The following is a 14,924-nucleotide window of genomic DNA, read 5'->3' on the forward strand; positions in this document are numbered from 1 at the left end:
TGTAGTCGGGTTTTGGTTCCTTCAGTCGATGAAAACGCCCACACTTGCGGCGCGTCCGGCCGAGTCGATGACGGTCAATTTCGAGTAGCCGCCGCCATCGGGCAGCCATTGCTGGGTGCGCCGGCGGGAGAGGTCGGGCAGCGGCCTGCCATTGGCAAGCCAGCGGAAGGGCGCGCGGCCGCCCTGCAGCTTCAGCATGAGCGGCGACAGCGCGCCGGCGCCGGCGCCGAGATCGATATGGGCGCCCTCGGGCGGATAGACGATCTGAGGGGCGGCCTCGCGGCCGGAGGCGACCAGCAGGCCACTGGCATTGAACGCGAAACGCCGCTGGCTGATCGGCAGTTCGGACTGGGCGATGCGCACCGCCCCGGCCGGCGGGCGGGGCAAGGGCGTCGTCGCGATGCCGGATTTGGCGAAACCCTCAAACAGGATGGGTGCTGCGGTGCCATAGCCGGTCAGTCCCGGCACGGCGCTGTTATCCGGCCGTCCGACCCAGACGCCGAGCACATAACGCCCGTCATAGCCGACCGACCAGGCGTCGCGATAACCGTAACTGGTGCCGGTCTTGTAGGCGATGCCGCGCTGCGGTGCGCCGGCGGGGGGAATGACGCCGGAGAGAATATCGGCGACGTTCCAGACCGCGACCGGCTCCAACAGCGGTTCGCCGTCGAGCTTGCCCGGTGCGCCGGTGACACCGTCGCCGAGCCTTGCCGGCTGGCCGCGATTGGCGAGCGCGGTATAGAGCTGCACCAGATCTTTCAGCGTGAGACCGACGCCGCCAAGACCGATCGCCAGTCCCGGCGTCTCGTTCGGCGGCAGGGCCGGGCGCACCTCGGCGCGGCGGAAGCGGACCAGCAGCCGCGACGGCCCGACGGCGTCGAGCAGCTTGACGGCCGGCACATTCAAGGAGAGTTGCAAGGCCTCGCGCACGGTGACGTCGCCCTGATAGCTCATGTCGAAATTGCGTGGCCGGTAGCCGAAGAAATCAGCCGGCCGGTCCTCGATGATCGTCTCCTGGGAGACGAGGCCCTGCTCGAAGGCGAGCCCGTAGATGAAGGGCTTCAGCGTCGAGCCCGGCGAGCGGTTGACGCGCGTCATGTCGATCCAGCCGGAGCGGCTGGCGTCGAAATAATCGGCCGAGCCGACCTCGCCGACGATCGCGCCCGTCTGGGCATCGGCCATCACCATGGCCAGCGACAGTTTTGGCCCGAGCTTCATCGCCGCTGCCCGGGCGACCGATTCCAGCCCCTGCTGCACCTGTTTCTTCAGCGTCGTCTGGTGCTTGAGGACTGCCGGCTCCTTGCGCAGTGCTGCTTCGGCGACATGAGCGGCCAGCGCCGGCAATTGCATGCGTCGCATGGGGACAGCGACACCCTCGGCTCGCTCCGCCTCGCCGTCGCCGACGGCCTCAGCCACGGCGACGCGCTCAAGCACACGCTTGCGCGCCTCTTGCGACGCCTTCAGATTGCGGTCCGGCCGGCGCCGTTCGGGCAATTGCGGCAGGGCGACGAGCAGGGCTGCCTCGGCGACCGTCAGGCGGCGCGGCTCCTTGCCGAAATAGGCAAGACTTGCGGCGCGCACGCCTTCCAGATTGCCGCCGTAAGGCGCATGCGTCAGATAAAGATCGAGGATCTGTTCCTTCGACAGCCGCCGCTCGATCTGCACGGCACGCGCGAGCTGCAGCAGTTTTGCCGAAAGCGAGCGTCCCGCCCGCGGCTCGATCAGCCGCGCCACCTGCATCGAAAGCGTCGAGGCGCCGGAAACGATGCGGCCGTTGCGGACGAATTGCGTGGCTGCCCGCCCGAGCGCCCAGGCATCGACGCCATTGTGATCGTAGAAACGCTGATCCTCATAGGCAATCAGCATGCGCAGGAACTGTGGATCGACGTCGGCAACCGTCGTCTTCAGCCGCCAGCGGCCTTCCGTCGTTGCAAAGGCGCGCAGCAACTGGCCGTCGGCATCGAGCACCTCGGCGGAAACCACGTCCGCTCTATCCAACGGCGGCGGAAAAGCCTTGTCGGCGGCGTCGAGCGCAAGAAGAGCCGCGCCGGCAAGGAGGATGCCGGCGACGGACCCGATCGCAAACTTGTGCCACAGCCTCATTCTTGTGCTGCCACGACCTCCATCTTGCCGGTCGCCGTGCGGGCCGAAAGCTCCGGCCGGTACATGTCCTCGACGCTTGCGGCCGGATGGTCGTAGATGCCAGGGGTGACGGCGCGCACGACATAGGCGACGTTGAATTCGCGCTCGTCGCCCTGAGCGCGGTTGAAGGCGGCGACGAAACGGTCGTAGCGGAATTCGGTATGGGCGGCGGAAATTTCGCCGATCCAGTCGAAATTCGTCATCTGGGCGCTGTCGACGAGGTTCGGATTGTCGATCTCGAAGCCGGCCGGCAGAAGGTCGGTGACGACGATGCGCGACGGCCAGTCGTTGCTTTCGCGCACATGGATGACGACGACATAGCGTTCGTTCTGCTGGGCTTCGCTGACATTCGCCTCCTCGCCGTCGAGCGTGTAATAGCTGCGCTCGATAAGGAAGCCGTCGCCGCCGGCCGGCAACGGCACGGTCGGTGCGGCAACGGTGGTAACAACCGCCGATACCGGGTCGCTCGTCTGGTTGGTCAAGGTCAGCGGATGGTCGGTGAGCGCATCGCCGGTCATCCGGGCCATATAGGCGCCGGTGTGGGCGGCGCCGTTGACGTCGACCTTCAACCCGTCGTCACCGCCCTGGATGGCGCGTGCGGCAAGCAGCATCCAGGCCTCTTCCTGGGTGCTCTTGTATTTGCTGCGCTGCCATTCCTTGGCGACGGCCTTGGCGAGTTCCGGGACGACGGGCGGCACCGGCCGGCTTTCGGCAGCGAGCGCCAGGATCGCCGCGCCATCGCGCAGGATCGTGCCGTAGTCGGTGCGCGACAAGTTCACGCGTGAGACCATCGACTGCTCGGACATTTGCAGCGCGTCGAGGAAGATGTTCTTCGAGCGCTGGGCATCGCCATAAAGCGCCAGCGCGGCAGCGATATGCGCCTTGGCGAGCGGCGTCGGGAAGTCGTTGATCATCGTATCGGCATAGTAGCGCAGATCGCTGATCGCCGCCTTCTTGTTGCGGGCAAGGACATAGATGGCATAGGCGATCTGATCGCCCTGGCCCTTGATGTCGGTTGTGTAGGACAGGGTGTTCTGCAGGTTTTCCAGCGCCTGCACGAAGGCCCTTTCCGGCACGTCATATTTCATTTCGCGGGCCCGCGTCAGGAAGTCGGTGACGTAGGAATCGAGCCAGACATCGCCCGAATCCGGTCCCCAGAGGCCGAAGCTGCCGACCGAGGCCTGGTAGGAGAGCACGCGGTAGATCGCATCCTGGACGCGCTTGTGCACGTCGTCGTCATTTTCGATGCCGGCCTGCTTCGCCACTTCGGCGAGGTAGAGCAGCGGCAGCGCCCGGCTGATGGTCTGCTCGGCGCAGCCCAGGGGATAACGGTCGAGCGTCATCAGCAGTGCCGGGATGTCGAAGGCGGCCGAACGGGTGACGTTGACGCTGATCGAAGCACCCGGCAGGACGCTGTCGGCAAGCAGGTTCTTATCGACGGTGAGCTTTGCTCCGGGCTTCAGCGCCAGCACCCTGCGTTCGGTGATCGGCAGGGATGACGGGCGCACCGGCACGTCGACGGTCTGGTCGAGCGAAAGGCCGGAGGCGTCGGAGAGGTTGATCGAGACGCTGCCGGCGCCCGGCTGTTTGCCGATGAGCGAAAGCGTCAGCGCGGACTTGGCGCCGGCCTCCAGCCGGATCGTCTGGTCGGCAGAGGCTTGGTCGATGCCGACCGCATCATTGCCGGTCAGCTGCAGCTTGTAGTCGCCGGCCGGCGCATCGGTATTGGCGATGTCGAGGCGCAGATTGGCCTTGTCGCCGGGGGCGAGGAATTTCGGCAAGCTCGCGGTGACGACGACCGGATCGCGGATGATGACGTCCTTGACGCCGTGCCCGACACCGGTCTTCGACCAGGCAACCGCCATGACGCGCGCCGTGCCGTTGAATTGCGGAATGTCGAAGGAGATATTGGCCTTGCCTTCGGCGTCGAGCTTCACCGGCCCGGAGAAGAAGGCGACGAGCTTCTGTGTCGGCGGGCTTGCCTGCAGCGCAATGGCACCGCCGTCGCCACCGGTCCTGAGCTTGCCGGTCGCACCCAGCGAGCCGTCGATCAGCCGGCCATAGAGGTCGCGGATTTCAAGGCCGAGCTGCCGCTGGCCGAAATACCAGTCTTCCGGGTTCGGCGGCTCGTAACGTGTCAGGTTGAGAATGCCGACATCGACGGCGGCAACCGTGACATAGGCATCCTCGTTGGCGCCGGCACCGGCCACCTGCAGGCCGATGTTCAACGGTCCGCGCGGCAGCATCTTTTCCGGCGTGTCGAGCTTGACTTGCAGCGCCCGCTGTTCGGGATCGACCTTCAGCCATTTGATGCCGATCGAACGCATCGGCATGTGGCTGTCCTGGGCGTCGCCGGGGCGGAAGAGCGTCGCGGTCACATAAGCGCCGGCACCCCAGTCTGCGGTGACGGGGATGTCGACCTCGCCGCCGGTCTCGCCCATCGTCGCATTTTGCACGGCAACCAGCTTTTCGGTTCCGGCCATGACCATCAGCTCGCCGCCATAGCGCGAGGTGATTTTCAGCTTGGCGGTGTCGCCCACGTTGTAGCTGTCCTTGTCGAGGGCGATTTCCAGCCCATCCGGTGTTTCGGTCGAGGTCGAGGCCACGAACCAGCCGGCGTCGAATTCGACGCTGGAGGTCGGGCCGTCGGCATCCGAGCTTTCCACTTCGAGGCGATAGCGGCCCAATTTCACCGGCACGGAGATCTTGCCGCCGTCCGTCGTCGCGTCGACGCTGCCATTGGCGATCTGCTCGGCGGTGTAGACCGGCTCGTATTTCCATGCCGTCCCCTCGCGATACCATTGGTACTCGCGGTTGAGGCTGTAGAATTTCCAGCGCAGGCCCTTGGTCTCCTGCTTCTGTCCCTCGGCATTGACGCCGATCACCGTGAAGTTGGCGATGGCGTTCTCAGGCAGATCGTCGGAAAATTCCGGCTTGATGCCGATCGAAGCGCCCTGATTCTTCACCGGAATGGTCAGCGAACGCTCGATGGCGCGGCCGCCGGCCTCCTGCATGCTGATATAGACGGTGGCGTTGAGCAGTTGCGTCGTTGCCGGCAGCTCGCTGACGGTGAGATCGGTCGAGGCTTCGCCGTTCTCGTCGAGTTCCGGCAGGCCGTCGATCGGCAGGCGCGAATCCTCGCTCGCCTCCTCGTCGGCGAGGCCGAAGAGGAAGCCCTTATAGGCGGCGCTCTCGCGCGTCGGCTTGACGACGACATTGCCCTCGAGCGTCAGGCCGGCGGCCGGGGCGCCATAGAGATATTTGCCGAAAACATTAATCTTCGCGGGCATATCCGGGCCGATTTCCTTGGCCTCGGTCTTGATCTCCAGGTCGGTGCGATCCGGCACGAAATCGTCGACCAGGAAACTCTTGCTGGCGATCGCACTGCCCTTGGGATCGGTGTAGATGTTCATCGTCCAGGTGCCGCGCATGGCGTTTTCCTGGGTCGGGAAATCGACGCTGTAACCGCCGAGATTGCTGGTCTGGCTGACGATCCGCCGGTCTTCGACACCGTCGGGGCGGCTGAAGATGAAAGTCAGCGGCAGGTTCTCGATGGCGTTGCCATCGGTGTCGCGGGCGAGCGCCTGTGCATGCACCGTTTCGCCGGCGCGATAGATGCCGCGTTCGGTAAAGGTCAAGACGTCGATCGCGCCGGGTGCGGCGCGGCCGGTCACGCCGCGGTCGGAGAGATCGAAGCCGGCCCGCGTCATGTCGAGGAAAACGTAGTCCGACGTGCCGTTCCTGGCGGTAATGACGGCGGGTGTCAGCGCCGCCGTGCCGCGGATCAGGCCGGCGGTGAAGGTGGCGCGGCCGTTTTCGTCGGTCTTGGCGGTGCCGAGCACTTCATTGTTCTTGGCAAGCAGCTGCAGCTCGACGCCTGATATCGGCTTTGCCGAGGCAAGCGAACGGGTGAAGACGTTGAGCCCGTCCGTGCCGGCATAGGTGGTGATGCCGATATCGGAGACGAGGAACCATTGCGTCGCCTGCGAGTCCCACTCCTGCGCCGGGCCATTCGGCCCCGTTGCGGTCATCACGTAGACTCCGGGCTTGCGCTCGGGCAGCGCCTCATCGACGGGGAAGCTGGTGACGATGTCCTTGTTGAGCTCGTCGGCGATCTCGATCGAACCCTGCCAGACGAGTTCGCCGTTCTGATCCTGGATGTTCTGGGCGCTGTAGCCGTCGAGCTGGGTCAGGAATTGCGAGTTGGTCAACAGCGGCGCGATGGCGCGATCGCCGATGCGGTAGAGTTTGAGGTTGGCAGACGTCATGTTGACCGAGACGATCGGAATGCCGCGGCGCGCCGTCGAGGGCAGCACGAAGCTGTCGCCGGTGAAACGCACTATCTGGCTGCGGTCCTTGATATAGACGTCGATGCTGACGGGCGCTTCGAGCGCCTCGTCGACGGATGACGGCAGGCCGGTGCGGAAGCCGAGCTTGTAGGTTTCGCCATGCGTCAGCCCCTCGACGCAGATCTGCTTGTCCTTGGTTTCCAGCGCCTTGGGCGCCGCACCGTTCAGCGTCACGAAGGGCGTATAGTCGGTGGTCTTGATGAGAGCTTCGGAGAAGGTGACGCAGGCGCGCGGCGTGGCGCTGTCGGCGTCGACCGTGTGTTCGGTGATGCGGAAGCCCTGCGTCGCCTTCAGCTGCAGGTAGGCCGCCTGCACATCCTCGGAGGCAACCAGCGCCAGGCTCGCCTTGTAGGCGTCGAGCGCCGGGCGGTAATTGGCGTTTCGGTCCAGGGCGTCGGCGAGGACGGCGAGCGCTTCGGCGCGCTTGGGCTTGGTGCGCGTCAGCTCGTAGCCGTTCAGCGCGTCGAGCACGGCCTGACCGCTCGTGCCACTCTCGGCGCTGCCGAGCGAAGCTGCGGCGCGGGCGGTTTCGAGCCAGAGATCGGCGTCGTCAGGGGTGATCGACAGCGCGCCATGGAAGGACTTCAGCGCGTCGGCCAGATTGTTGCCGGTGAGGTCGATGCGGGCATTGGCCGTCAGGCTGTCGGCGCCCTGGCCCTGCTGGTCGTCGGCAAGCGCCAGATTGTCCTTGAAGTCGCGGGCTTGCTGGATGAGGTCGTTCGACAGGAAGGTCAGGCGCGGCGCAGCACCGAGATCCTGCTCCTTCTGGCCGGTCGTCTCGACAATCTTGCCGGCGATGGCGCCGGGGAAGGCGTTCATCGTCTTGAAATCGGATTTCAGGAAGCACCATTTCACCTTGGGATTGTAGGTGAAGGCCTTGCAGCTCTTGTCGCCGATGCACGAGGTCTTGCACTGATCGAGTGAGACGTTCTGCTCGGTGCGAAGATCGAAGCCGAAGAAATCGGCGTCCTTGATCGTCTGGATGTCGCGCTTGGTCTCCGCAGCGGCGGCGGGAAAACTGACGGCGATCGTGGAAAAAAATGCGATTGTCGCGAAAGCAAAGAACGAGCGCACGGACATAGGTTCCCCCCGGAAATGCAGGCTCTGACCGGCGGGCACTCTCCTCACTCCTCGCGAGATTGTCAACTCAGGTTGCATGCTGTTTCATCTTCACACAGGCGCTTTCGTCTGCCTGTCACATCGGCGTGAGTGATCGGGTTGTGATTTGCGCCTTTTGCAAGGATGAGCAAGGATTTGGGCGCCATCGCAGGAGGTAGCGCCATGTCCATATTTTCTCACCGCAGGAGCCTTGCCGGGCTCCTAGCCGCCACCATTGTCTCGCTCGGTGCGTGTGCCGCAAGTGCGGCTGAAGATGCCGTCGTCATTCCGCCGCCGGCCGTTGACGAGGCTGCCCGGCCGGGCACCGAGAGCGCGATTTTCGCCGGCGGTTGTTTCTGGGGTGTCCAGGGCGTCTTCCAGCACGTCAAGGGCGTCCAGAGCGCCGTCTCCGGCTATGCCGGCGGTGAGGCTGGGACGGCCCAGTACGAGACCGTCAGCACCGGCTCGACAGGTCACGCCGAAGCCGTCGAGGTGAAGTTCGATCCGAAACAAGTGAGCTACGGCAAATTGCTGCAGATCTTCTTCTCGGTGGCGCACAACCCGACGCAGCTGAATTTCCAGGGCCCGGATCAGGGAACGCAGTATCGTTCGGCGCTATTCGTCGCCGACCCCGAGCAGCGCAAGGTCGCCGAGCGCTATATCACTCAGCTCGACAAGGCGCATGTCTTCGCCCAGCCGATCGTCACCAGGGTCTCCGACACCACCGGCTTTTATTCCGCCGAGGCCTATCATCAGGATTTTCTGACGCTCAATCCGACCTACCCCTATATCGTCTACAACGACCTGCCGAAAATCGAGAATCTGAAGTCGCTGTTTCCCGCCGATTACCGCAGCCAGCCGGTCCTCGTCAGGAAGGCCAAGGGGTGATTAACCCTCAGGGGATGATGTCGATAGGCGTGTGATTGGGAACGCGGGCCCAGATATCGCGCATCTCCGCATTGGTGACGGCAATACAGCCATCCGTCCAATCCCATAGCTGATGGGCTTCCTGGAACAGGCCCCAGCCATTGGGAAGCCCGTGGATCATGATATTGCCGCCGGGCGGAAAGCCGTTGGATCCGGCGTTGCGTCGGTCATCCGGGTTCGGATAGGAAATGTGGAGGCTGAGATGCGCCATGGACTTGGGATTTCGCCAGTCGATCTCATAGCGCCCTTCCGGCGTTTTTTCGTCACCTTCCTGTTGCTTGGGACCGGCATCGGCAGCCTGCCCCAGTGAAATCCGATATGTCGAGATCGGAACATCCCCTTTGAGAAGGACCATGCGGCGTTCGGATTTATAAACACGGATGAGGTCGGCCTGTTGCGCGAGCGGCGCATCCGGAGGTGGCGAGCCCGAGCCGATCCTGGCCATCAATTTGGTATAGGCGAAAAGGCTGACCACGACCGTGGCCAAGACGATAAGTTTGGTTTTCAACGTGAGCCTCGATCTTCATGCCAACGGAATAATCATATCGTGTCATCGTGCCTTCATCCAGAAGGTGCGCGCTTGAGATTGAGCACAATTTAGCGCCCGTTTTTGCTTCGCCGGCTTTCTTGTTAAGAATCTATCAACGTTAACAATATCTTAAATATCAAAAATCGCGTTCCACCGCGGAACATATCTTCAAGTTGGCCGTTTCAGCAGGGAGTTTCGTGCAGGGACAGCTGCCGGAGCGGATACCTCTTCCGAAGTATATGCGTAACAAGGGGACGTATCATGGCCACCAATGTCGTGCGGCGCTGGCAACGAGATGATCTCATGAGACAGAGAGTATTGATCGTCGAAGATGAATTCCTCATCGCCCTGGATCTCGGGGCGACGGTGGAAGATATGGGTATGCAGGTCGCAGGTCTTGCGAGTGATCGCGAACAGGCGCTGCGGCTGGCGCCGCTTGCCGATATCGCCTTCGTCGACGTCAATCTCGCCGACGGCCAGACCGGGCCCGAGATCGGCCGGCGGCTGGCAGAAGAACACGGCATTGCCGTCGTGTTCATGACCGGCAATCCCGAAGTTGTCGCTAATGGCGTCAAGGGCGCGGTCGGCGTGGTGCAGAAGCCGGTCATGCCTTCTGTCGTCCAGCAGCTGGTGAAATATCTTGCCGCGCGCCGCGTCGGCATGTTTGCGGTCGTGCCCTCGCAGATGACCGTCTTCGCCTGATTGAAAGGGCCTGATCGGGAGGCCTTATCCGCCCGCTATGGCCGCAAGCTGCGGCGGGCGACCGACCTTATCAGCCGCCGGCCCGCCATAGGCCTTGAGAAAGGTACGGACGGCATTGCGCGCCGCCTTATCAAGCTCTTCATCGGTGGGCGTTCCACCGAAAAGCGTCATCATCTGCAGGTCAGCATTGGCGAGCGCCACGAACTGCCGGGCGGCGACGTCGAAATCGTCGATGACGAGCGCGCCCTTATGAGCGACCCGCGCAAGAAGCGCGGAAAGGGCAGTGGTCAGCTTGCCCGGTCCCTGCTGGCGCCAGCTTTCGAACAGGTGCGGATATCGCTCACCCTCCGTCTGCACCAGCTTGCGCAGGAATTTTCCGTCGTGATTGCAGATGCAGTTCTTGTTGAGGCGCACGGCGAAGGCCGTCAGCCCGTCCTCCAGATTGTCGGCGTTCTCGGGAAAGCTCGCCAGCACCGAGAAGAGCATGGCGTTGGCGCGGTTCATGACGTCCTCGACGACGGCGACGAACAGCGTTTCCTTCTCGCGGTAGTGATTGTAGATCGTCTGGCGAGAGACACAGGCGACGGCGGCAATTTCGTCGATGCTGGCGCCGGCAAAACCCTGGCGGCAGAAGACGTCGGCGGCGGCATCGAGGATCGACATGCGCTTTGCGCATTGTCCGCGCTGCGTATGCCCCCCCATCCGGACTGCCGGTGTCATGCGATCTTTCATGAAGGCGAAGATAAGACGTCTTGACGATTTAGACAATGGCGTCTAGTTTACAGCCGTGTCCAAATTTGTTGACACTATTGGTTCCGTTGCTGAAGATATGAGCTCCCAACTTCGTCTTCGCGCGAACGATCATCATTGAACCCCAGAACATGATGCCGAAAAGTGTGAGGAGTTTTCGGGCGCCATCCTGTTCTAAGAGCACTGCGGCGGAGCGACGATTCGATGCTTCCGCTGCGCTTTTATGAAAGATCACCATTATGACGGCTTCCTTCTTTCGCATTGCTCTCATTCTTGGCCTTCTCTCGGCCATCGGCCCCTTCGCCATTGACATGTATCTGCCTGCGCTGCCGTCCATCGGCCAGGACTTGCATGCGGATAACAACGTCACCCAGCTGACGCTTCTCGCCTTCTTCATCTCCTTTGCCCTCGCCCAGCTCGTCTATGGTCCGCTTTCGGACATGTGGGGTCGCAAGCTGCCGCTCTATCTCGGCATCGGCGTCTTCGCGGTCGCCTCGATCGGCTGCGCACTTTCGACCGATATCGAAACGCTGATCGCCTTCCGTTTCGTCCAGGGCATCGGCGGTGCCGCCGGCATGGTCATTCCGCGCGCCATCGTCCGCGACATGCATACCGGCGTGCAGGCCGCGCGCCTGATGTCGCTGCTGATGCTGGTCTTCTCGATCTCGCCGATCCTGGCGCCGCTGACCGGCAGCGCCGTCATCGAATTCTACGGCTGGCGCGGGGTGTTCTGGGCGGTGATGATCGCCGCCTTCATCGGCCTCGTCCTGCTTGCCACCCAGCTTGACGAAACCCGCCCTGCCAAGGAGCGCAGCGGCAGCGGCCTCAAGAGCGCCATGGCGGCCTACCGGCTGCTGCTGGCCGACCGCAATTTCCTGACGCTGACCTTCATCGGCGGTCTCGGCATTTCGAGCTTTCTCGTCTATCTCGCCAACTCGCCCTTCGTGCTGATCCAGCACTACGGGCTGACGCCGACCGAATACAGCTTCGCCTTCTCGATCAACGCCGTGTCCTTCTTCGCGGTGTCGCAGGCGACCGGCTGGCTCGGCGAGCGTTTCGGCCTGGTGCGCGTCATGCGGATTGCGGTCAGCGCCTTTGCGCTAGCCATGGTTGTCATGGCGGTGGTGATGGCTTCAGGCTTCAACCAGCTGCCCGTCATGGCGACCTTCCTGTTCATCGGCTACGGCTTCCTCGGCCTCGTCATCCCGACCAGCGCCGTTCTTGCTCTCGAGGATCACGGCGCGATTGCCGGCACCGCCTCGTCGCTGATGGGCACGCTGCATTTCGTCATTGCCGCCGTCGCCATGGTGATATCGAGCCTTTTCTTCGACGGCACGGCCGTTCCGATGGCTGCCGGCATTGCGCTCTGCGCCTTCTTAGCCTTCGCGCTGACCCAGGCAACGATCGGCCGCCGCGCCGCCGTCGCCGCTGCCGAATAGTCAAGCACAGGCCGCACCCATCCCCCGGGTGCGGCCACCAATCAGGGTTGCGATACCGCAGAAAATACCTCGCGCGATTGAATATTGGCGGCCAGCACTATTTACGCCATGACGCAACATGATCATTCCGGAGGATACGCATGGTCGATGAGAAGCGGCTGATCTCGAAAATCACCTGGAAGCTGATGCCGTTTCTCGGCATCCTTTATCTCATCGCCTATATCGACCGGCAGAATGTCAGCTTTGCCAAACTGCAGATGGTCGATGCCTTGGGGATGAGCGAATATGCCTACGGCCTCGGCGCTTCGCTGTTCTTCATCGGCTATTTTCTCTTCGAGGTGCCGAGCAACCTCTTCCTCGAAAGGCTCGGCGCCCGTGTCTGGTTCGCCCGCATCCTGGTGTCCTGGGGCCTCGTCACCGTCGCGCTCGCCTTCACGCAGAACGCGACGATGTTCTATATCCTGCGCTTCCTGCTCGGCGTCTGCGAAGCCGGCTTCTTTCCAGGCGTGCTCTATCTGCTGACGCTATGGTTCCCCTCTGCCTATCGCGGCCGGATGGTCGGGCTTTTCATGATCTTCAGCGCCATCGCCAATGCCGTCGGCGCACCGCTCGGCGGCGTGCTGCTCGATCTCGATGGTCTTTACGGCCTTGCCGGCTGGGAGTGGGTCTTCCTGGCGACCGGTATTCCAGCCGTCATCGCCGGCATCGTCACCTTCTTCTATCTTCCCGGCCGGCCTGAAAACGCAAGTTTCCTGACTGGCGAGGAGAAGGACTGGCTTGAACGGAGGCTCGCATCGGAAAATGCCGGCATGGGCGAAAATGCCGGAAACGGCTTCAAGGCGCTGATCGACCCGCGCGTCCTGCTGATGGCGCTTTGCTATATCGCCTTTCCGCTCTCGGCCTATGGCCTGAGCTATTGGCTGCCGACCATCGTCCAGGCCTTCGGCGTCAGCAATACGGTGAACGGTTTCCTCAACATCATTCCCTGGCTGCTGGTTGCGGTCGCGCTCTATGCCGTTCCCACGATGGCCGACAAGGCCCAATCGAAGACGCCCTATATCGTCGTTCCGGCCTTGATCGGCGCCGCCTGCCTGCTGCTGTCGGCGCTGATCCCGAACCACGCCTTGCAATTCGCCTTCCTCTGCGTCGCCGCTGCCGGCATCTTCGCGCCGCAGCCGGTGTTCTGGAGCCTGCCCTCGCGTTTCCTCAAAGGGGCGGGTGCCGCTGCGGGGCTTGCCGCCATCAATTCGGTCGGAAATCTCGGCGGTTTCGTCGCCCAGAACGTCGTGCCCTGGATCAAGGAGGCGAGCGGCAGCACGACTGCGCCGATGTTCTTCCTCGCCGCCTGCCTTGCTGTCGGCGCTCTGCTGGTCTTCTTCGTCACGCGGCAACTGTCGAGCCGGGAGCCTCCGGCGGCGCCGAGCCGGGTGTGAGGGGAACTCAGCCCGTCAGCGTGAACGCGTCGCTTTCGCCAGGAACGAGTTCCAGCGGCCAGATCCGGCTGCGGGCTCCCTGCGGATAATGATCGGCATAGGCCGGCATGGTGGCAAGCAGGGTTTCGCCGAGCTGGGCGCCGAGATCGCGCAGCGACATGCGGAAGGAGGTCAGTGACGGCTGCAGGAAATGCGTGCGCGGCTCCTCGCGGAAACCGACGACGGCGAGGTCTCGGCCGGGAACGATGCCGGCCTCGGCAAGCCGCCGGTAAAGCCCGATCGCCATCAGTTCGTGGATCAGGATGATCGCCGTCGGCCGTTCTTCGATCATCAGCAGTTCGTGGCCAGCCTGATAACCGCCCTGTTCGCTCGACTTGACACGGATAACGAGGGCCGGGTCGAAGGCAATACCGTGGCGTTTCAGCGCCTGGCGGTAACTCTCGAGGAAGATATAGCCGAGATTGATGTCGGAGGAGGGGGCCGCCACCGCGATCCGCCGGTGGCCTTTTGCGACCAGCCGGTCGACGCCGCGCGCCGCCACGCCTTCGAAATCGAGATCCATCCAGGTATAGCTGCCGCCGGACGCGCTGCGGCCGAGCGCCACAAACGGGATTCGGACCTTTTCCAACAGCTCAATGCGTCGGTCGGTGCGTCGGGTCGCCGAGATGATCATCGCATCGACCAGGCGGCGCGCCACCATGCGCTTCAGATATTCGTGCGGATCCTCGTCATCGGGGCAGGGCAGCATGACCAGATCGAGCTTGTGACGGGAAAAGACGCTCTGCAGCCCGTCGGTGACGCCCAGGAAGAAGTCGTCGCTGTTTTCGACTGTCTCGCGGCTGACCTCGAGCATCAGCCCGATGACGTTGGTCATGCCCTGGCGGAGGCTGCGGCCCGATTGGTTGGCGACGTAACCAAGCTCCTCGGCGGCGGCGAGCACGCGCCGGCGCGTTTCTTCGTTGACGTCGGGCTTGCCGTTCAGCGCACGGGACACCGTCCCGATCGAAATGTCGAGATGCTCGGCGAGCTGGCGAATTCCCTTCATCTTTGTCGATCTTCCTCTCTGAAAGCGCCACGCGTCAGTGGCCCTTCTTGCCACAGGACAGCGCCTGCGAAAAGCCGTGGGTAGAGGTTACGGCTGGAAGCTCCGGCGCATGACCAGTTCGGGATGACTCGCTTGAGCGAAGTTCAGACTGTGCGTTGGTACCGCCCTTCGGTGAAGGCTGCCCCTCCTAACCTCTCCCCGTAAAAAACAGGCAGAGGGGACGTGCCCCGCGAGAGGTTAGTGGGGACGGAGAGGTCGCTGCACATACCCTTCGCCCCGTTGACGGGGAGAGCGACTGTCTTATTTGTCAAGCGTTTTGCCATGGTCGTCCGTCCCTGATGATGGCATTGAGGATGGTGAGCAGCTTGCGCATAGTTGCGACGGTTGCGACGATCTTGGGCTTGCCGGCCGCGACCAGACGGTCGCGGAAGGCCTTGAGGTCGGGGTTGTACCGACTGGCGACGAGGGCGGCCATGAACAGCACAGCCCGCACCTTGCCGCGGCCGCCGC

General features: G+C 63.2%; 10 protein-coding genes and 1 pseudogene. 4 read left to right on the top strand and 7 right to left on the bottom strand.

Annotated elements, in window-relative coordinates:
- Window positions 1-21 precede the first annotated feature (21 nt).
- Together pbpC and HJB83_RS26750 are read right to left on the bottom strand one after the other, a co-directional pair.
- The gene (gene pbpC / locus HJB83_RS26745; RefSeq protein ID WP_221132941.1) at window positions 22-2,103 is read right to left on the bottom strand and encodes a penicillin-binding protein 1C; all 2,082 of its coding nucleotides are present in this window, start codon (window positions 2,101-2,103) and stop codon (window positions 22-24) included.
- The gene (locus HJB83_RS26750; protein ID WP_221132942.1) at window positions 2,100-7,571 is read right to left on the bottom strand and encodes an alpha-2-macroglobulin family protein; all 5,472 of its coding nucleotides are present in this window, start codon (window positions 7,569-7,571) and stop codon (window positions 2,100-2,102) included. The genes pbpC and HJB83_RS26750 overlap by 4 nt, the downstream gene beginning before the upstream one ends.
- Window positions 7,572-7,772: 201 nt before the next feature.
- Here HJB83_RS26750 and msrA point away from each other — a divergent pair, with 201 nt between their 5' ends.
- Complete coding sequence (gene msrA, locus HJB83_RS26755; RefSeq protein WP_207585431.1) at window positions 7,773-8,477, top strand: peptide-methionine (S)-S-oxide reductase MsrA; 705 nt, start codon at window positions 7,773-7,775, stop codon at window positions 8,475-8,477.
- Between the two features lie 7 nt (window positions 8,478-8,484).
- Here msrA and HJB83_RS26760 read toward each other — a convergent pair whose 3' ends face one another.
- Window positions 8,485-9,024, bottom strand: coding sequence for a murein L,D-transpeptidase family protein (locus tag HJB83_RS26760; protein ID WP_207585432.1), 540 nt, complete (start codon window positions 9,022-9,024; stop codon window positions 8,485-8,487).
- 282 nt (window positions 9,025-9,306) lie between these two features.
- Here HJB83_RS26760 and HJB83_RS26765 point away from each other — a divergent pair, with 282 nt between their 5' ends.
- Window positions 9,307-9,747 (top strand): response regulator, encoded by a 441-nt coding sequence (locus HJB83_RS26765; RefSeq protein ID WP_207585433.1) that lies wholly within the window; start codon window positions 9,307-9,309, stop codon window positions 9,745-9,747.
- 24 nt (window positions 9,748-9,771) lie between these two features.
- Here HJB83_RS26765 and HJB83_RS26770 read toward each other — a convergent pair whose 3' ends face one another.
- Both HJB83_RS26770 and HJB83_RS26775 read right to left on the bottom strand, forming a co-directional pair.
- Window positions 9,772-10,515, bottom strand: a complete 744-nt coding sequence (locus HJB83_RS26770; RefSeq protein WP_221115601.1) for a TetR/AcrR family transcriptional regulator — start codon at window positions 10,513-10,515, stop codon at window positions 9,772-9,774.
- Complete coding sequence (locus HJB83_RS26775) at window positions 10,508-10,735, bottom strand: hypothetical protein (protein ID WP_221115602.1); 228 nt, start codon at window positions 10,733-10,735, stop codon at window positions 10,508-10,510. The genes HJB83_RS26770 and HJB83_RS26775 overlap by 8 nt, the downstream gene beginning before the upstream one ends.
- Before the next feature lies 1 nt (window position 10,736).
- Here HJB83_RS26775 and HJB83_RS26780 point away from each other — a divergent pair, with 1 nt between their 5' ends.
- Both HJB83_RS26780 and HJB83_RS26785 read left to right on the top strand, forming a co-directional pair.
- A complete protein-coding gene (locus HJB83_RS26780; protein ID WP_207585435.1) occupies window positions 10,737-11,936 on the top strand; it encodes a multidrug effflux MFS transporter in 1,200 nt (399 codons plus the stop codon).
- 140 nt (window positions 11,937-12,076) lie between these two features.
- The gene (locus tag HJB83_RS26785; protein WP_207585436.1) at window positions 12,077-13,369 is read left to right on the top strand and encodes an MFS transporter; all 1,293 of its coding nucleotides are present in this window, start codon (window positions 12,077-12,079) and stop codon (window positions 13,367-13,369) included.
- A gap of 7 nt (window positions 13,370-13,376) precedes the next feature.
- Here HJB83_RS26785 and HJB83_RS26790 read toward each other — a convergent pair whose 3' ends face one another.
- The gene (locus tag HJB83_RS26790; RefSeq protein WP_207585437.1) at window positions 13,377-14,414 is read right to left on the bottom strand and encodes a LacI family DNA-binding transcriptional regulator; all 1,038 of its coding nucleotides are present in this window, start codon (window positions 14,412-14,414) and stop codon (window positions 13,377-13,379) included.
- A gap of 307 nt (window positions 14,415-14,721) precedes the next feature.
- Window positions 14,722-14,924: pseudogene (locus HJB83_RS26795) on the bottom strand (IS110 family transposase); the annotation flags it as partial.

The organism is Rhizobium sp. NZLR11 (genome assembly GCF_019685115.1).
In the GTDB taxonomy this organism is placed as follows: Bacteria; Pseudomonadota; Alphaproteobacteria; order Rhizobiales; family Rhizobiaceae; genus Rhizobium.

Bases quoted from the DNA above. Each gene is read 5' to 3' on its own strand.
- pbpC (WP_221132941.1), bottom strand. From the start codon at position 2,103: ATGAGGCTGTGGCACAAGTTTGCGATCGGGTCCGTCGCCGGCATCCTC.
- HJB83_RS26765 (WP_207585433.1), top strand. From the start codon at position 9,307: ATGGCCACCAATGTCGTGCGGCGCTGGCAACGAGATGATCTCATGAGA.
- HJB83_RS26775 (WP_221115602.1), bottom strand. From the start codon at position 10,735: ATGGTGATCTTTCATAAAAGCGCAGCGGAAGCATCGAATCGTCGCTCC.
- msrA (WP_207585431.1), top strand. From the start codon at position 7,773: ATGTCCATATTTTCTCACCGCAGGAGCCTTGCCGGGCTCCTAGCCGCC.
- HJB83_RS26780 (WP_207585435.1), top strand. From the start codon at position 10,737: ATGACGGCTTCCTTCTTTCGCATTGCTCTCATTCTTGGCCTTCTCTCG.
- HJB83_RS26750 (WP_221132942.1), bottom strand. From the start codon at position 7,571: ATGTCCGTGCGCTCGTTCTTTGCTTTCGCGACAATCGCATTTTTTTCC.
- HJB83_RS26790 (WP_207585437.1), bottom strand. From the start codon at position 14,414: ATGAAGGGAATTCGCCAGCTCGCCGAGCATCTCGACATTTCGATCGGG.
- HJB83_RS26785 (WP_207585436.1), top strand. From the start codon at position 12,077: ATGGTCGATGAGAAGCGGCTGATCTCGAAAATCACCTGGAAGCTGATG.